Genomic DNA, 16,670 nt, shown 5'->3' on the forward strand with positions numbered 1-16,670 from the left:
TGACCCGCGAGCATAGGCCACTTGCCCCCCGCCAGGCATTGCCGGGCGTTGATAGTGGCTATTTGCGACACACGCGCACCATAGCGCCCCTGACCGAAAGGCCGAAAAACAACCTGTCGGCGAACCGAAAGCTTTCGCGCTACGATAGGAACCCGGCGCGCTGGCCGTGCCGTTTCACAAGGAGACAGGCGGATGCGTGAATTACGATGGGCATCGGAAGAGGACGACGGCATCGAACATCTGGTGTTCGAGGCGCGCGCGGACGGCTTTACGGTGGAGAGCGCCCTGGTCGGGCAGCGCTACGGCAAAGCGTATGGCCTGCACTATCAGGTGCGCTGCGACGCGCAATGGCACACCACGTATGCGTGGCTGAAGATCGTCGGCGGCGGTGAGCTGGAATTGCACGGCGATGGCGCCGGCCATTGGCACGATGGCCACGGCCGCGTACTGAGCGCGATTGAAGGCTGCATCGATATCGATATCGCCGCCACGCCCTATACGAACACGCTGCCGATCCGCCGTTTGCAACTGGCCGAAGGCGCGCGCGAGCCGATTTCCGTAGCCTATATTTCGACGCCGGATTTGCAGGTCACGCGCGCCGAGCAGGCGTATTCGTGCATCGAGTTGAATCGCGTGTATCGCTACGAGGGCATCTTTCGCAATTTCACTGCGGACCTGACAGTGGATGAAGACGGCCTCGTGATCGACTATCCGACGCTATTCACACGCCTGCCGCGCGGGCGTTGATCGTCGGGATGCCGGGGCCGCCAGCCCGGTGCTGTTCGACAAAGCGCTCGATGCCTGCTGCGATGCGCTCGGGTTCGCGCAATACGACCCAATGCCCGGCATCGATTTCCGTGCGGCTATATGCGCCGAGCCAGCCTTCGAGCCCAAGGGAAAGCTCGGGCCCGACGTAGCGATCGCGCAGTGGCACGATGAATTGCACCGGTGCCTGCGCATGGCGCGCGCGCGGGTGCAGCAACTTGTCGATGAAATTGGCGCGGTAGAGATTGAGGCCGTTGATTGCATTGCGCGTTTGCGCAGGATCGCGTTCAGGGCGCACGCTTTCGGTCAGGCGCAGCCATAACGGCCACATGCGTGCGCCGCCCGCGCGCCACACCAGTTCCGGCAGCAATGGCAGGTGAAAGAAGAAGATGTACCAGGATTTGAGTGTCTGCCGAAGACCGCTGCCGAATGGGCGCTTTGCTGCCTGAGGCGCTCTGGATTGTTCCGCAGGATCGGCGCCAGCGCCGCCGCGTAAGCCGAACGACGCGTGATCGAGGCACGGCCCGGAGATCGACGTGTACGAGGCAATGCGGCCTTTGAAGGCCGGATCGGTGACTGCTTCCCAGCTTTGAATCGAACCCCAGTCGTGGCCAACCAGGTGAAACGGCCGCGCGCCGCACGTTGCATCGGCGACGGCCGCGAGATCGGCGGCCAACCGTTCGAGCCGGTAAGCCGCGCGCGACGCTGGCGCGTCGGATGCCCCCGCGCCGCGCACGTCATAGCTGATCACCCGGTAGCGCGCGTCGAGTTGCGCGCGCACCGGCTCCCACACTGCCGCCGAATCCGGATAACCGTGCACCAGCACGATCGGCGGCGCGTCGCGCGGCCCACTCACGTAGACCGCGAGCCGCACGTCGCCGGCCTCGACCGACAGCGTGTCGCGTATCACGCGGCCGCCTGCACGCCGCGTCGCGCGGCTTTGCGTGCGCTCGGCGTGGCCGCGTTGGAGGCGTCGACTGCGGCGACGAGGCCGTCGATACGTGAGAGTTGCGCGCGATTGTCGTGATCCCACGGATGGAAGCCCGGGCGGAAAAAGCTCAGCCATTCGCCGGCGATACGCGGAAACACGCCGTGACGCGGGCTGTACAGATACTTCACGACGCGCCACATGCCGCGGATATGGCCGCCGCGTTTGCGATCAGCGATTAGCAGACGCACGTGGAAGTCGAACACGATCAGCCAGAAGGTCAGGGTAGTGGCGAGCATCGTGCTGGTGCGCAGCAGATAGCGTCCGAGGCCGGGTTTAACCACCGCATTCCACACGTCGTACGAAACCGACTTGTGTTCGGTTTCTTCGAGCGCATGCCAGGTCCACATCTGCGCATAGCCTTCAACCGAACCTTCGATACGCGATGCGTCCTCCAGCAGCAAACCCGCCAGCATCGCCGTGTAATGCTCGAGGCAGACCGTAACCGCGAGTTGATACGAATGCGGCAGGATCTTGCGGCCGAAGTTGAGAATCGCCCACAGCCGCTTGTCGAGCTTGTGCGCGGGCAAACCGGCTTCCTGCAGCAGATCGTTGTATTCGATGTGCTCGCGCGTATGCATCGCTTCCTGGCCGATAAAGCCGAGCACCTGCTTCTTCAGCACGGGGTCGTCGATCTGGTCGCGGTAGTTGCGCACGCTATCCATGAAGAAACGCTCGCCGGCTGGGAATAGCAGCGAAAGCGCGTTGAAGAAGTGTGTCACATGCGAGCCCTGCACGTGCCAATCGGAGGCACGTTCGGACGGTAAGTTGAAACGGAGGTCGCGGCGAACCGGCATCATGGCCTTGCTCCTTGTGATCTTTTATGTGCTGCTGATTGTGCTGATCGGGTGTTATGCATCGCGTTACGTGTCGGTCCGCGCATCACGCGCGACGGCCGTCCATTTGCGCGGCACGGCGCGCGCGCTTTTCCGCAATGCGTTTCATGCGGCGCGTCTGCATCACGACCAGCGCCTGATACGCCGCCGGCAACGTACGCGCCATCCAGTCGGCGGCGCGCGCATCACGGCCGATCAACACACGCCGTTTGTTCTTGCGCACACCGTCGAGAATCACGCGTGCGGCTTCGTCGGCGGTGGTGATGAAAAACTTCTCGAAGTCGTCCTTGCCTTGCTGTTCGGTTTCCAGCATGAAGCCGACCATGTTCGACGAGATCCGGCTCGACTGTGCGATGCCGGTGCGAATGCCGCCCGGGTGCACGCAAGTCGCCGACACGCCGCACTTCATCAGATCGAGTTCCTGGCGCAACGCTTCGGTAAAGCCGCGCACAGCGAATTTGGTCGCGTTGTAGCCGCTCATGCCGGGCTGCGAGAACAGGCCGAACACACTCGACGTATTGATGATGTGTCCCGCACCGGAGGCCTTGATATACGGCAGAAACGCCTTCGTGCCGTGCACCACGCCCCAGAAATTGATGCCGACGATCCATTCCAGATCGGCGTACTCCATTCCTTCGATGGTGCTGGACAGTGCGACGCCCGCGTTGTTGAACACGAGGTTCACCCGTTGATGCTGCGCGGCCGTTTCGGCGGCCCAGTCGAACATCGCGGCGCGGTCCGACACGTCGAGCACACGCGTGGTGATACGCAGCGGCGAGCCCACGATATGCGGCGCGGCTGCCTGCGCGAGTTGCGCGGTTTCTTCGAGGCTCGTGGCGTTGCGGTCGGCGAGCGCGAGGTGGCAGCCTTCACGTGCCAGCCGGATCGCGAGTGAACGGCCCATGCCTGAGCCTGCGCCGGTGATCGCGGCCACTCTGTCGGTGAAGTTTTTCATGGCTTATCTCCTGTCCTCTCTGAACGGTGCCTTGTCGTTGTGCTCTTTTTGGTTGTGCTTTTTCAGGTTGCTTCCGCGGATGTCGTGGCCGCGTTGCCGTGAGCATGGACAGGCTGCGGCTGCGTGTCAGCATGCCCGCTCAGCGGCTGCACGGCGGGCGAATACGCGAGGTAATCGTCCATGCTGAAGGTGCTGGTGGCCTGGCGGAATTTGTAGGCGAATCCTGGCCACAGCGTTGTGTTCTTGCCGGTCTTCGGATCGAGATACCAGCTCTTGCAGCCGCCCGTTGACCAGATCGCACGGCCGAGTTTCTGCTGGATCTGTTCGTTGTAGGTACGCTCCACCTGCGGGCGCACTTCGATCGCATCGGCGCGTTCGGTCTTCATCGTCTTCAATGCGCGCAGGACGTATTCGACTTGCGATTCGATCATGAACACCATCGAGTTATGACCGAGACCGGTGTTCGGGCCGACGATCATGAAGAAGTTCGGATAACCGGGCAGTGTCGTGCCGAGATACGCATGCGCGCCATCGCGCCACGTATCGACGATATCGACGCCGCCACGCCCGCGCACCACGCCCGCCGGAAACAGATCGGCCACCTGGAAGCCGGTGCCGAAGATCAGGCAGTCGGCCGGATGGCGCGCGCCGTCGGTCGTGATCACGGCGTCTTCTTCCACGCGAGCGATGCCGGTGGTCGTCACCGACACGTTCTGGCGCGACAGCGCGGGGAAGTAGTCGTTCGAGATCAGAATGCGCTTGCAGCCCATCGTGTAGTTCGGCGTGAGCGTGGCGCGCAGTTGCGGATCGGGCACCTGGCGGCGCAGATGGCGCTCCGCAACTTTCTGCGCGGTCTTCATGAGCGAAGGATGAACCGCGAAACCGAGGGCGCGTGATTCGAGCATGCAGTAGAGTGCCGAACGCATGATCTTCTGCGTGAACGGCAGATGCCTGAACAGCCACTGTTCGAACGGCTTCACCGCGCGGTCGGCCTTCGGCATGATCCACGGCGGCGTGCGCTGGAACAGGTTCAGATGCGAGACGCGCGGCGCGATCTGCGGCACGAACTGAATCGCGCTCGCACCGGTGCCGATCACCGCGACGCGTTTGCCTTCGAACGAATAGGTATGGTCCCAGTGCTGCGAGTGGAACGCTTTACCCTTGAATTTCTCGATGCCGGGAATGTTCGGCATGGCCGCGCGCGACAGCCCGCCCATCCCCGAGATCAGCACGCGCGCCGACCATTGCTGACCGTTCGCGAACGTCAGTTGCCAGCGGTGGCGGGTTTCGTCGTAGATCGCGCTCGCCAGCTCATGGCCGAAGCGCAGATGACGCTGAACGCCGAAGCGTTGCGTGCACGCTTCCAGATAAGCGCGAATTTCCGGCTGGCGCGCGAACATGCGGGTCCAGCGCGGATTTGGGGCGAAGGAGAACGAATAGACGTGCGATTGCACGTCGCAGGCACAACCGGGATAGTGGTTGTCGCGCCAGGTGCCGCCCACCGACTCAGCCTTTTCGGCAATGATGAAGTCGGTCATGCCGGCTTGCCGCAACCGGATCGCCATCCCAAGGCCGGCAAAGCCGGAGCCGATGATAGCGATATCGGTATCGATGGGCGTGGATGCGTCGGGCGCCGATGCGCCGGGCGCCGCGTCGTCGAGGGGCATCATGCGTGCGTTCATCCGATCCGTCTCCGTTTTGTTCGCTTTTGACTGTTACATTGGTTGATGTAACAATAGAGGCTGTCAACGGATGACGCAAGCGGGCTGTTAGACCCTCCGCTCTAAGAATGGCCGCATGATTTTTCACTATGTGAAAAACGGCTGCCGGCGTCAGGCATAAAAAAAGCGGACCCGCAGATCCGCCGTTTTTCGCCTCGCTGGATACTCAGTGCCGCTTCATTTCGCCGCCAGCGCCGCTGTAACCGCGCGGTTTTGCCAGACGTTGTCCTTCACGGTCACTTTCTTCGGAATCAGATGGGCGCCGTAAAACGCGTCGGCGACCACCTGCTGCGAGCGCACGATCTCGTCGGTCACGGTGGTGGTGCCGTACGGATAGCGGCGCACCCAGGTTTCGACCAGCTTCTGATCCAGACCGACCTTCGGCGCGATCAGCGCGGCGGTTTCCACCGGATGGCCGTTGACCCACAGGCCGGCGGTGCGCAACTGGCCGAGAATCGCGCCGATCACGTCCGGATGCTGCTGCGCGAAGTCGCGTGTGGCCTCGTAGAAGTTATAGGGGGCGTTGAGGTCCGAATAATCGACCAGCGTGCGAGCCTTCAGCGCCTGTTGCGCGGCGGCGTAATACGGATCCCAGATCACCCAGGCGTCGACGGTGCCGCTTTCGAAGGCGGCGCGCGCATCGGCGGGCGCCAGATACACCGGCTGAATGTCTTCGTAACGCACGCCGGCTTTTTTCAGCGCTTCAAGTAGCAGATAGTTCGAGCTCGAACCCTTCTGCAGCGCGACACGCTTGCCTTTCAATTCTGCCACGCTATGCAGCGTCGAATCGCTTCGGACCAGAATGGCTTCGGCATGACGTCCGGACGGCTCCGCGCCGACGTACACGAAGCGTACGCCACCGGCCTGCGCGAACACCGGCGGCGGCGCGCCGGTGTAGCCGAAGTCGACGCTGTTCGCATTCAGTGCTTCAAGCAGTTGCGGGCCGGCCGGAAATTCGAACCATTTGATGCTGTAGCCAAGCGGTTTGAGCTTGTCGTCGAGCGAGCCTTGCGCTTTCAGGATCGCGAGCAAGCCTGATTTCTGATAGCCGATGCGCAGTACTTTGGCAGGCTCCTGGGCGGCGCCGGTGCCGCTGCTTTGCGCGCTTGCGCCCAATGTCGTGAATGCCGCCAGCAATGCGGCGGCGATTGAAAGCGAAAAACGGGTATGACGGGCCATCCGGCGAATCTCCATTGCGTTCGATTGGTCGAAGATCGTCGCATGGACGTCCCGCCGGGCAAACGAAGCAATGCAGATTTGAATATGACGCGCGCGGCGCTATTTTTTAGGTTTTTCTTTCTTTGCGGCAGCGCGCTCCGCCGTTGTGCCTTCAGGCGGATGGCCCAGCTTCTTTTCCATGATCGCCGCAACGCGGTCGCCGAGATAATCGCCGGAAGCTTCTTCAAGCGCGCGGTTCATTTCACTTTCAACCAGCACCATTGCCAGCGGCCGCACACGCCAGATCGCTTCGACCAGGGCGGGTACGTCGGCAGGCGGTGGCAGCGCGTCGGCGTCGTAGCGGTCCAGTTGACGCACCACCAGATCGACCAGCGCCTTGGCGACCGCATTGAAGTGCGGCCTCGCGGTACCCACGGCATCAAGCAGGTCGGTGAGTGGAATGCCTTCCTTCGCCAGGGCGGCGCCGGCGGTCAGCGCCGTGGGGTTGCCCGACACGAACGAAAGGCCGTCGCGCTCCAGCAAACCGAGATCGACGGCTTTGCCGAGCGCGCTCGGGGAGGCTTTATTGCCGAACAATTGCAGCAGTTCGATCAGCGAGTATTTTTTCGGCCGTTCGCGCGACCAGCGGCCGCCGATTGCGGTTTCAAGGCCGAGGATCGAACGCAGATCGTGGCCTTCATCGACGGCCATGATCAGGTCCTGGATGTTCGCGAGCGTGTAGCCGCGCGTCAGCAGGTGGTTGATCAGCTTGAGGCGCGACACGTGCGTGTCGTCATACACGCCCACGCGGCCGCGCTTTTCCGGCGGCTCGAGCAGGCCGCGATCCTGATACGCGCGTACGTTGCGCACGGTGGTGTCAGTGACCCGCGCGAGTTCGTCGACGGTGTATTCATTGCGCGGCACGGCGCTTGCCGGGACGTTCGAGTCGTCGGGCGCGGGCGAAAAGGAGGGCGGCGGTTTGGGCATGGGGGGATTTTAACGCGCCGCGCAGCGCTTCAGTCGTGTCCCTGCGCCACATCGTCCGGTAAGGATGAATCGCCTGTGCCCAAGGTCCGCTGCATCAGCGTGGTGTCGAGCCACCGGCCATGCTTGAAGCCGACCGCCTTCAACGTGCCGGTCAATTCGAAACCCAGTTGCGTATGCAGCGACAGTGAACCGCCGCTGCCGCCGTCGGCGATGACGGCGACCATCTGCCGCCAGGGGCCGGTTTCGCAGCGTTCGATCAGCGCCTGCAATAGCGCGCGTCCCAGGCCTCGCCCGCGATACGCGTCGCCGATGTAGATCGAATCCTCGATCGTGTGGCGATAGGCGGCGCGCGGCCGGTAGGGCGTGGCGTAACAATAGCCGGCGACCTCGCCGTTGATCTCCGCCACCATGTACGGCAGCCCGTGGCTGCGCACGGACGCGAGGCGCGTGCGCAGGTCGTCGACGGAAGGCGGAATTTCTTCGAACGAAGCGACCCCGGTCAGCACGTGGTGCGCGTAGATCGCCTGAATCGTGGGCAGATCGACTTCGGCGGCGTCGCGGATGACGGGCGCGGTGGGCGGCAGCGTGGCGGCTGAGTCGGCTGAGTCGGCTGAATGGGCCGTGGAGGGTGCGGGACGGGTGGTGCTCATACGTGTTCCTGTCGTGGCCGGTCGGTCTGAGAATACGTTTTACTATGCCCGCCGCGCGCGCGAATTTGAAGCGAGTCAAAAATCGCTACGTTCTATAGGCGGTATCAGCGTATCTACAGGTGACAGGCGTACGCCAGACCTGGCGTGGAACGCCCGGCCATGCGGCTGGGCCGGGCGCTACGGATTTTCGTCGCCAGCACGCATCCGCGCGGCATGCGTTCCGGGGATCAGTTATGCGAGTACGTATCAGGCTGTGTCACGTGTCCGCGGTAATGCCGGTGATGCTTGCTCTTGTGCTTCGGTTTGGCCTTGGCCGGCGCGTGCTCGGCAGGCTGGGCTTGCGGCTGACCTTGCGGCGACTGCTGTGGCTGGGCCTGTGCGCCCGGCGCGGGTGCCGGATGGGCATTGCCGGACGGCAGCGAGCTTTGGCCTTCGCCGAAACGGAAGGTCTGCGAGGTTTGCGCGTAAGCGCCGGCGGACAGCGTTAGGGCGGCAACTGCCAGGCAAATCGAAAACTTCATGAATCCATCCTCCTTCTTAACGAGCCGGTGAGAATACCGCAATGCGGCTTGCTGTTCCCCCGGCGCGCTCAGACGGGCATGGCCGCAAGCACTGATTCGTCAAGCTCGAATACCAGGCGGGGGCTGCCGGACACATTGACTGGCGTGCTTCAGGATCAGGCGTCCGCGGCAGGAAACACGGGTTCGCCAAGCGTGAGCATCAGCCGATTGGCCCACGCGAAGATCGCAATAGCGTGAGTCAGGTCGAGGATTTCCGCGTGCGTCAGGCCATGGGCTTCGAGCCGTTTGATGGCGGCTGCGTCGACATTTTCAGGGCGTTCGGTCAGTTCGATCGCGTACCGGATGATCGCTCGCTCGCGCTCCGTGGTGCCTGCGGTCAAGGGGTCTTCGAACACCTGCTCGATCGCGTCCGTCCGCTTCGCGAGCTGGCCGAATCGTTGCGCGTGCACCGAAGCGCAATACACGCAGCCGTTCACACGCGACACCACGGTGCTGGCAAGCTCGCGTTCGGCGCGCGGCAGGTCGCCGGGCGCATACATGATCGCGTTGAAGACCCCGGAGCGCTGCCGCAGGATTTCCGCCTGCTGGACCAGCAGCAGATAGTAGTCTGAGGTCTTGGCTTCAGGATGGCTCTCTTCGAGCACGGCGATCTGCTCGGGTGTGGCGCCGCCGAGGCTGACCGTGTCGAGCCATGCGCGCCAGCCGAGCGTATCGAAGGTGAAGCCGTTGAACCGGTCAACCGGCAACGCACTGGTATTCACATGACTCATGCTGCCTCCTGGGCGGCGCGCAGTGCCTTCAGGCCCACTACGACACGCAACTGATAGGTGACGAACGCAATCAGTTGCGACAACGCGACGATACCGCGCGCCGTGATACCGGCCTGCTGCAGCGTCAGCAGATGTTCGGGGCGTGCATCGACAGGCGCGAGTGTCAGCAGCTTGACGTGCGAGAGGATCGCGATCAGGCGCGCGTCGGTGGCGGGGTCGAGCGTGCCCGCTTCGATTGAATCGAGTGTAACCGGTTGTGCGCCGGCGGCGATGAGCCGGGCGGTGTAGGCGTCGGCGAGATCGTCGGCCCGCGAAAGGCGCGCGGCATACCACGCTGCAAACAAACGCTCCTGCAAGGAGAGATCGGGCAACGCGGGATCGAACAATGCATCTTCGCTGCGCTGTGTGTGCAGCGCGACTTTGTCGCGGGCATGACGGATCGCGGCGAGCGGGCTGCCGGCTTGCAGGCCGGCAAGGGCGTCGACGGTGTCGCTGATGTCTGCGCCATTCGCGTCTGAGGGCGCGGACGGCTGGTTGGGTGAGGCGAGGTCGGTCATGTCTGCTCCGGCGGGTTAATCAGTGTTTTCAGCGGTTTTTTCTGCTTGCAGGTGAGCGCGCGAAGTGCCGGACGACGCATCCGCATCGGTCCATTCATCGCCTTGCAGCTCCGCCGTATTGAAGGCGAGGAGTGCCTCGTAGTGCCGCTCACGATCCGCGTCGAACAGACGGCTCGCGATACCACGCGCAAGACGCTGTGCGCCGTCGCTGATCGCCGGAATGTCGCCGGACAGCTTTCCATGACTGAGGCTTGCTGCATGATTGAAGCAATGGATCTGCGTCAGCGCCACACACGTGCCGCGTTCGCGTTCCTGAAACGCGAACGCAGCGCCGAGATCCGGTGATTCGGCCAGTTCGTGTGAAGGCAGCGACGGGTCTGCTTGATAGCGATCTTTCCAGCGCCGCACGTAGCGCGCGAACGGCGCGAATTCGGAACGCGTGGAGAGATCCGAATGAAAGCCGGTCGCGAAGATCAGAAAGGCCACCCCGTAACGGCCTTTCGGCGTTGTCACCGCGAGCGAACCGTCAAGTTCGTCGAGCGCAACGATCGGGCTGCCGACGTGAAAGCATGCACCGTCATGGCGGGAAACTCGCAGCACGCTGTCGCGCGGCGGGGGTGTTTGTTCAGTCTGCGCGTAGTGCAGGAAGCGCCATCTGGAAGCATCGTCGAGATCGGCGAAACCGTGCACGAGGCCCGGACTGCCGATGCCCGTCAGCTTATTCACACGCGGAATATCGTCGCGGCGGATAAACAGATCGACACTGGCCGCACCTGCTTCGAGTGCGGTCGCGGCATTGTCGAAGGCAGACGCACCCGCGCCGACGACACCGACGCGCTTGCCGGCCAATGCGGCGAAGTCGATTGCATCCGCGGAGTGCGCCCAGTAGCGGGGCGCAACCGTGTTGGCGATAGCCGGTACAAAGGGACCGCCCAAACCGTCGCGTCCGGTGGCGAGCACGACATGCCGCGCGAGCACCGTGCGCTGCGCGCCTGCTTCAGCGAGATCGAGCGCTAGCAGGCCGTCGTCGTGCGGCCGCAGCGAGGTCAGCGTGGTGTCGTTATGCACCGGCAGATCGAGCACGTGGCGATACCAGCGCAAATAGTCCATCCACTGTGTTCGCGGAATCTTGTAGAGCGCATCCCATGCGGCGCTGCCGAATTGCGCTTCGTACCACGCGCGAAACGTGAGGGCCGGCATGCGCAAGGCGGGCCCCGTGAGCTGCTTGGGCGAGCGCAGCGTTTCCATTCGCGCGAACGATACCCACGGACCTTCGTGTCCGGATGGTGCGCGGTCGAACACCCGCAGATTGTCGATGCCGAGCCAGCGCAGTTCTGCCGCCGCGGCGAGCCCCGCCATGCCGCCGCCGATCACCGCGACATCGAGCACGCGTTCAGCATCGGCGAAACGCGGCGGGACCCATGAGGGCGCGGGCAATTCCAGCCAGCGCAGATCTTCACGCAAGCGGGCTTCGAGTGCGGCAAGGCGATTCATGCGGTGTGTTCCAGATGTTTGGTGCGCGCACGGGGGACGCGCGTTTCGCGCTGTAGTAGCGCATCGTGTTGCTGGGCGGGATGCAGCACCACGCCTTCGAGCAGTTCGCGCGTCGCGTGTTCGATGGCTTGCAGCAACGCGTCGACGGCGGCGCGGCGCGGTTTGCCAGCCGGCGTCACAACGCCGAAGAAGAACGGAATCGCACAGTCGAGTGGCCGCGCCGTTACGCCTTCGATCGACAGGCCGAGACCCGTTGCCGGATCCACGATCGCGACTCCGGCACCCGCCCGGGCGGCCATCACCGCATTTAACGATGCGTTGGTTTCGAGGAACACATCAGCGGAAATACGCGCGGCCGCGAACGCCGCGTCGATCCGATGCCGTAGTCGAAACCGGTTCGCCACGGTAACGATGCGCCGGGTCGCCAGATCGCGCAGCGCGATGTACGGCTGCGAGGCGAGCGGATCGCCGCTTTGCACGAGCGCCACGCAGGGCGCCTCAGCTATCCAGTGGATGTCGAGTCCCGCATGGCCGATCGGCAGCGTGACCAGGCCGATATCCGCGGAACGGGTCAGTACTTCATGCACGACGTGTTCGGCCGACAAACTGCGTAACTGGAATTGCGATGCATGGCCGAGCGGCGGCAGCGCGGCGATGGCTGGCGGCACGATTGACGCCGCCAGCGCGGGCGTGGCCGCCACGCGCAGCGGTTCCGCTTCGCCGAGACCGATGGCGCGCGCCCGTTGCTCGATGGTCTTCAGTCCGATTAGTGAACGCTCGACTTCTTCGTAAAGCAGAAACGCACGATGCGTCGGCGTGACACGCGGACCATTGCGATTGAAGAGGGCATAGCCGAGATCCGCTTCGAGCTCCTGAATCTGACGCGTGACGGCGGGCTGCGAGCGCTCGAGTAAACGCCCCGCACCGGTGATGCTGCCGGCGGACATGACCGCCGAAAACGCTTCGAGTTGATGCAGCTCCATGGCTGGCCCTGGCAATTCGGTCTGCGCATTGTAGGGTCGTCTGAATGCGGGATTTATATAATCAATTCCGATATCGACAGCCGAAAAAATGCGAAGCGGATCGGTGGACGAGCGCGTGGCGTCTCAGGTTCTGTTCCATGCGGTGCGTTTCGAAAGAGAAAAAAATCAATTGCATCAATGAGATGCTTCAGCGTGTTTGCGGATGAGGGTGAACATGGGCGCATGGCTTCGTCTTGCGCAAGCAGAGGCATGCGCTCCAACGTGATAACCATATTCCCAAAACTTCGTTGGTTCGCCGGAATTCACCGTGGTTACATGGCCCCACTTTGAAGATGAGAGTCGGGGCAAACATGAAGCACGTATCGAAATCATCGCGGACCAGCTGGTCACGCTGGCTAAAAACGGTGCCGGTGCTCGCCGCCGTGGTGGGCATCGCAGCAACCTCGCCGGCCTATGCCGGCGCCGCGGCGGGCGAGCCGTATCTGATCGGCGTGAGTGGGCCGCTTACCGGACAGGACGCGCAATACGGCACGCAGTGGAAGCGCGGCTTCGATCTCGCGTTGGAGCAGATCAACAGCCAGGGCGGCATCAAGGGCCGTCCGCTTGCCTACGACTTCGAGGACAGCCGTGGTGATCCACGCCAGGCCGTGTCGATCGCGCAGAAGTTCGTCGGCGATCCGCGCATTCTGCTGGAGTTGGGTGACCTGTCGAGCACGACCTCAATGGCGGCCTCGCCGATTTATCAGCGCGGACAACTCGTGCAATTCGGCTTCACCAATTCGCACCCTGATTTCACCAAGGGCGGCGACTACATGTGGAGCACGGCGCTCAGCCAGGCCGAAGAACAACCGCTGCTCGCGCATTACGCGGCGAAAGAACTCGGCTTCAAGCGCATTGCCGTGCTTTATCTGAATACCGACTGGGGCCGCACCAGCAAGGACATTTTCTCGAAAGCCGCCGCGCAGGATGGCGCGCAGGTCGTCGCGGCGGAAGGCTATCAGCCGACGGAGAAAGACTTCCGCGCGACGCTGGTGCGCGTGAACGAAGCGAAACCCGACTCGCTCGTGCTGATCTCGTACTACGCGGACGGCGCGCAGATCGTGCGCCAGGCGCGCTCGTCAGGATTGACGCAACCGATTGCGGCAGTGGGCTCAATCTATTCGCCGAAGTTTCTCGAGCTGGGTGGCGAGGCCGTGAACGGCGTGTTCACTGAATCGAATTTCTTCCCCGGCGACAAGCGGCCTGAAGTGCAGGACTTCGTGCAACGTTATCGCGCGAAGTACAGCGGCGAGCCCGATACGTTCGCCGCGCGTGCTTACGACGCGATGATCGTCTCGGCGGAGGTCATGCGCCGCTACGGCGTGACCCGTCAGGCCGTGCATGACGGTCTGAAGCAGATCAAGGATGTGCCGAGCCTGATCTTCGGCAAGGTGCAGTTCGATCCGCAGACGCGCCGCGTGGCCGGCGCGCGCAGCGTGTACCTGGTCGTCAAGGACAACCGGTTCACACAATGGGACGGTTCCAAGCCACTGGTCGCTTCGAAATAACGCTTAGGCAACGCTCACGTGTCTGCTTCTCACCGGATCTGATTGCTATGGCCTCATGGCTCGACTACACGATCAACGGACTGATCGTCGGCAATATCTATGCATTGCTGGCGGTCGGCCTCGCGCTGATCTTCGGCGTGTCGCATCTGATCAACTTCGCGCACGGCTCGGTGTACATGATCGGCAGCTTCATCGGCTGGTTGTGTCTGACGCGGCTCGGTTTGCCGTTGCCGCTGGCCTTGCTGGCGGTGGTGCTCGGCTGCGGGCTGCTGGGCATCGCGATCGAGCGTATCGGCTTGCGGCCGCTGCAGGGCGCGGCGCGCATCGCGCCGTTGCTCGCGACGATCGGTATCAGCTTCGTGCTCGATCAATGCGCGCAGTTGCTATTCGGCGCCGATCCGCGAGCCGTGCCGAGCACGCTGCCCGATTGGCACTTCCGTCTTGGCGGCGCGACGATCGGCTCGCTGGATCTGCTGATTGCCGGCATCGGCGTGACGGCTGCTGCCGTGCTCTATGTGTTTTTGCGTTTCACGCGGCTCGGTTGGGCGGTACGCGCAACGGCGCAGGACCGGGACGCGGCGCAGCAGATGGGCGTGAACGTCAACGGTGTGAATCAGGCGGTGTTTGCGATCGCGTGCGCGCTTGGCGGCGTGAGCGGCTTGCTTGTCGGCATGTACTACAACAGCATCGATCCGGCGATGGGCTTTCAGGCCACGCTCAAGGGCGTGGTGGCGTTGCTGATCGGCGGACTGGGCAATGTGCCGGGCGCGATTGTCGGCAGCCTGCTGCTGGGTCTGGTCGAGAGCTATGGCGTGGCGATCTTCGGCACCAGTTACCGCGATCTGTTCGCGTTCGTCCTGCTATTGCTGTTTCTGGTGTGGCGTCCCAACGGACTCTTTAGCGGCAGCCGCCGATTGCCGCCCGAGCCGATGACCGGTACGTTCCTGTCCGCCGGCAAGGCGGTGAAGGTGCCGCGCGCTGTGGTGATTGCACTGACGCTGGCTGCGGTTGCGTTGCCGTTCGTAGCCAGTTCGTCCTATTTCCTGCAAACACTCACCAATGCCTGGCTGTACGGAATGCTGGCGTTGAGCCTGACGCTGGTGGCGGGCACCGTGGGACAGATTTCGCTCGGCCATGCCGCGCTGCTGGTGATCGGCGCGTACGCATCTGCGTTACTGTCGACGAATCTCGGCTGGTCACCGGTCGTGACGATTTTTTGCGCCGGTCTGATCACCTCCGCACTTGGCACGCTGCTGGTCTATCCGGCATTTCGTTTGCGCGGGCACTATGTGTCGATTGCGACGCTCGGCATCGGCGAAGTAGTGAGCCTCGTGATCCTCAACTGGGACAGCCTGACGCGTGGCCCGCTCGGCATCGCGGGCATTGCGCCGCTGTCGGTGTTCGGCTGGACGCCGGACAGTGCTCGTGCGATCTACTGGTTTGCGCTGGGCGTGCTGATCGTGCTGGCGTTGCTGCAAACGCGGCTGCTGGGCTCGCATCTGGGCCGCACGCTGCGCGCGATTCGCGAAGACGAGGTCGCTGCGCGCTCGCACGGCATCCGCCCGAACCGCTACAAGGCGATCGCGTTCGCGTTCGGTGGGCTGGCCGCCGGCATCAGCGGCGGGATCGCGGCGCATCTGTATAGCTACATCAACAACCAGACCTTCGACTCGCAAGTGTCCATCCTCGCCTTGACGATGGTGATTCTCGGTGGCCTCGGCAACGTGCTGGGCGGCATCGTCGGCGCGGTGGCGCTGATCGGCTTACCGGAGATTTTCCGCTGGGCCGCCGATTATCGGATGCTGATCTACGGCCTGGTGTTGCTGCTGCTGGTGCGATTCCGGCCGCAGGGTTTGCTGGGCACGGTATGACGGAGCGCACATGACACAAACTCTTCTCGAGGTGCGCGGCGTGACGCGGCGCTTCGGCGGACTGACCGCGGTGAACGGGGTCGATCTTTCGATCTCGGAAGGCGAACTCGTGAGTGTGATCGGGCCGAACGGCGCGGGCAAGTCGACGCTGTTCAACCTGATCACCGGGCTCGATACGCCAGACGCGGGCCGTGTGCAATTCGACGGCCGCGACATTACCGGCGTGCGGCCGGAAAAACTCGCCGCGCTCGGGCTGGCGCGCACGTTTCAACATGGCCGGGTGTTTGGCAACCTGAGCGTGCTCGACAACGTGTTGATCGGTGCTCACGCGCGTTTGCGCACCACTCGCACAGGTTGGCCGATTGTCGGCGCGATTGCCGAAGTGGCGCGCGCGCTCATCGGGCCGGCTTCGATCCGCCGTGAAGACGCGGCGTTGCGCGACGAAGTGCGCGAGATCATCGCGGGGTTTGGCGAGCGCCTGACGCCGCGCATCGATCATCCGGCGCATAGCCTTTCGTATGCGAACCGGCGGCGCGTCGAGATTGCTCGCGCGCTCGCCTTGCATCCGCGCATCCTGTTGCTCGACGAGCCGACGGCCGGCATGAACGAGTCCGAAACCGCCGAAATGCTCGTGCTGATTCAGCAACTGAAAGCGCGCGGGCTGACCATTCTGCTGATCGAACACAAGCTCGACATGGTGATGCGGCTATCGGACCGCGTGATCGTGCTCGACAACGGCGGGAAAATTGCTGAAGGGTTGCCGCGTGACGTGCGCAACGATCCGCGTGTGATCGAGGCGTATCTGGGTCATCGCAATGTCGGCGGCGCGGCGACCGTGCGCGTCGCGGCCTGAACTTCTGGAACCTC

At 63.4% G+C, this 16,670-nt stretch carries 16 protein-coding genes; 4 read left to right on the top strand and 12 right to left on the bottom strand.

Going from position 1 to position 16,670, the window contains the following annotated elements:
* Positions 1-192: 192 nt before the first annotated feature.
* A complete protein-coding gene (locus ACUN0E_RS12315) occupies positions 193-747 on the top strand; it encodes a putative glycolipid-binding domain-containing protein (protein ID WP_445566740.1) in 555 nt (184 codons plus the stop codon).
* Here the strand turns inward: ACUN0E_RS12315 and ACUN0E_RS12320 are convergent.
* The 12 genes from ACUN0E_RS12320 to ACUN0E_RS12375 all read right to left on the bottom strand — a co-directional run bounded on the left by ACUN0E_RS12320 (position 722) and on the right by ACUN0E_RS12375 (position 12,385).
* On the bottom strand, positions 722-1,675 hold the full coding sequence (locus ACUN0E_RS12320; protein WP_445566741.1) for an alpha/beta fold hydrolase: 954 nt from the start codon (positions 1,673-1,675) through the stop codon (positions 722-724). The genes ACUN0E_RS12315 and ACUN0E_RS12320 overlap by 26 nt on opposite strands.
* Positions 1,672-2,553 (bottom strand): metal-dependent hydrolase, encoded by an 882-nt coding sequence (locus tag ACUN0E_RS12325; RefSeq protein WP_445566742.1) that lies wholly within the window; start codon positions 2,551-2,553, stop codon positions 1,672-1,674. Before ACUN0E_RS12325 ends, ACUN0E_RS12320 begins: the two co-directional genes overlap by 4 nt.
* A gap of 82 nt (positions 2,554-2,635) precedes the next feature.
* Positions 2,636-3,544, bottom strand: a complete 909-nt coding sequence (locus ACUN0E_RS12330) for an SDR family NAD(P)-dependent oxidoreductase (protein ID WP_408230156.1) — start codon at positions 3,542-3,544, stop codon at positions 2,636-2,638.
* A 62-nt stretch (positions 3,545-3,606) separates the two neighbouring features.
* Entirely contained in the window at positions 3,607-5,226 is a 1,620-nt protein-coding gene (locus tag ACUN0E_RS12335; RefSeq protein ID WP_445566743.1) for a flavin-containing monooxygenase, read from the bottom strand.
* Positions 5,227-5,442: 216 nt separating this feature from the next.
* Complete coding sequence (locus ACUN0E_RS12340) at positions 5,443-6,444, bottom strand: sulfonate ABC transporter substrate-binding protein (protein ID WP_445566744.1); 1,002 nt, start codon at positions 6,442-6,444, stop codon at positions 5,443-5,445.
* Positions 6,445-6,543: 99 nt separating this feature from the next.
* Positions 6,544-7,410, bottom strand: coding sequence for a MerR family transcriptional regulator (locus ACUN0E_RS12345; protein ID WP_408338703.1), 867 nt, complete (start codon positions 7,408-7,410; stop codon positions 6,544-6,546).
* 29 nt (positions 7,411-7,439) lie between these two features.
* On the bottom strand, positions 7,440-8,060 hold the full coding sequence (locus ACUN0E_RS12350; protein ID WP_445566745.1) for a GNAT family N-acetyltransferase: 621 nt from the start codon (positions 8,058-8,060) through the stop codon (positions 7,440-7,442).
* 227 nt (positions 8,061-8,287) lie between these two features.
* Entirely contained in the window at positions 8,288-8,581 is a 294-nt protein-coding gene (locus ACUN0E_RS12355; RefSeq protein ID WP_408338699.1) for a hypothetical protein, read from the bottom strand.
* Between the two features lie 155 nt (positions 8,582-8,736).
* The gene (locus tag ACUN0E_RS12360) at positions 8,737-9,351 is read right to left on the bottom strand and encodes a peroxidase-related enzyme (RefSeq protein WP_445566746.1); all 615 of its coding nucleotides are present in this window, start codon (positions 9,349-9,351) and stop codon (positions 8,737-8,739) included.
* Positions 9,348-9,908 (bottom strand): CMD domain protein, encoded by a 561-nt coding sequence (locus ACUN0E_RS12365; protein ID WP_445566747.1) that lies wholly within the window; start codon positions 9,906-9,908, stop codon positions 9,348-9,350. The genes ACUN0E_RS12360 and ACUN0E_RS12365 overlap by 4 nt, the downstream gene beginning before the upstream one ends.
* Positions 9,909-9,923: 15 nt before the next feature.
* Positions 9,924-11,402, bottom strand: a complete 1,479-nt coding sequence (locus tag ACUN0E_RS12370) for an NAD(P)-binding domain-containing protein (RefSeq protein WP_445566748.1) — start codon at positions 11,400-11,402, stop codon at positions 9,924-9,926.
* The gene (locus ACUN0E_RS12375; RefSeq protein ID WP_408230182.1) at positions 11,399-12,385 is read right to left on the bottom strand and encodes a LysR family transcriptional regulator; all 987 of its coding nucleotides are present in this window, start codon (positions 12,383-12,385) and stop codon (positions 11,399-11,401) included. Before ACUN0E_RS12375 ends, ACUN0E_RS12370 begins: the two co-directional genes overlap by 4 nt.
* 350 nt (positions 12,386-12,735) lie before the next feature.
* Between ACUN0E_RS12375 and ACUN0E_RS12380 the strand changes: the two genes are divergently transcribed.
* The 3 genes from ACUN0E_RS12380 to ACUN0E_RS12390 are packed head-to-tail and all read left to right on the top strand — an operon-like array spanning position 12,736 to position 16,656.
* Positions 12,736-13,932: an ABC transporter substrate-binding protein gene (locus ACUN0E_RS12380; RefSeq protein WP_445566749.1), complete on the top strand. Its 1,197-nt coding sequence runs from the start codon at positions 12,736-12,738 to the stop codon at positions 13,930-13,932.
* Positions 13,933-13,979: 47 nt separating this feature from the next.
* A complete protein-coding gene (locus tag ACUN0E_RS12385) occupies positions 13,980-15,803 on the top strand; it encodes an ABC transporter permease (RefSeq protein WP_445566750.1) in 1,824 nt (607 codons plus the stop codon).
* A 10-nt stretch (positions 15,804-15,813) separates the two neighbouring features.
* Positions 15,814-16,656, top strand: coding sequence for an ABC transporter ATP-binding protein (locus ACUN0E_RS12390; RefSeq protein WP_445566751.1), 843 nt, complete (start codon positions 15,814-15,816; stop codon positions 16,654-16,656).
* Positions 16,657-16,670 lie beyond the last annotated feature (14 nt).

It is taken from the genome of Paraburkholderia sp. D1E (assembly GCF_052682275.1).

What these genes read in the sequence shown, in the direction of transcription:
- ACUN0E_RS12315 (WP_445566740.1), top strand. Translation starts at nt 193, where the DNA reads ATGCGTGAATTACGATGGGCATCGGAAGAGGACGACGGCATCGAACAT.
- ACUN0E_RS12325 (WP_445566742.1), bottom strand. Translation starts at nt 2,553, where the DNA reads ATGATGCCGGTTCGCCGCGACCTCCGTTTCAACTTACCGTCCGAACGT.
- ACUN0E_RS12330 (WP_408230156.1), bottom strand. Translation starts at nt 3,544, where the DNA reads ATGAAAAACTTCACCGACAGAGTGGCCGCGATCACCGGCGCAGGCTCA.
- ACUN0E_RS12335 (WP_445566743.1), bottom strand. Translation starts at nt 5,226, where the DNA reads ATGAACGCACGCATGATGCCCCTCGACGACGCGGCGCCCGGCGCATCG.
- ACUN0E_RS12340 (WP_445566744.1), bottom strand. Translation starts at nt 6,444, where the DNA reads ATGGCCCGTCATACCCGTTTTTCGCTTTCAATCGCCGCCGCATTGCTG.
- ACUN0E_RS12345 (WP_408338703.1), bottom strand. Translation starts at nt 7,410, where the DNA reads ATGCCCAAACCGCCGCCCTCCTTTTCGCCCGCGCCCGACGACTCGAAC.
- ACUN0E_RS12350 (WP_445566745.1), bottom strand. Translation starts at nt 8,060, where the DNA reads ATGAGCACCACCCGTCCCGCACCCTCCACGGCCCATTCAGCCGACTCA.
- ACUN0E_RS12355 (WP_408338699.1), bottom strand. Translation starts at nt 8,581, where the DNA reads ATGAAGTTTTCGATTTGCCTGGCAGTTGCCGCCCTAACGCTGTCCGCC.
- ACUN0E_RS12360 (WP_445566746.1), bottom strand. Translation starts at nt 9,351, where the DNA reads ATGAGTCATGTGAATACCAGTGCGTTGCCGGTTGACCGGTTCAACGGC.
- ACUN0E_RS12365 (WP_445566747.1), bottom strand. Translation starts at nt 9,908, where the DNA reads ATGACCGACCTCGCCTCACCCAACCAGCCGTCCGCGCCCTCAGACGCG.
- ACUN0E_RS12370 (WP_445566748.1), bottom strand. Translation starts at nt 11,402, where the DNA reads ATGAATCGCCTTGCCGCACTCGAAGCCCGCTTGCGTGAAGATCTGCGC.
- ACUN0E_RS12375 (WP_408230182.1), bottom strand. Translation starts at nt 12,385, where the DNA reads ATGGAGCTGCATCAACTCGAAGCGTTTTCGGCGGTCATGTCCGCCGGC.
- ACUN0E_RS12380 (WP_445566749.1), top strand. Translation starts at nt 12,736, where the DNA reads ATGAAGCACGTATCGAAATCATCGCGGACCAGCTGGTCACGCTGGCTA.
- ACUN0E_RS12385 (WP_445566750.1), top strand. Translation starts at nt 13,980, where the DNA reads ATGGCCTCATGGCTCGACTACACGATCAACGGACTGATCGTCGGCAAT.
- ACUN0E_RS12390 (WP_445566751.1), top strand. Translation starts at nt 15,814, where the DNA reads ATGACACAAACTCTTCTCGAGGTGCGCGGCGTGACGCGGCGCTTCGGC.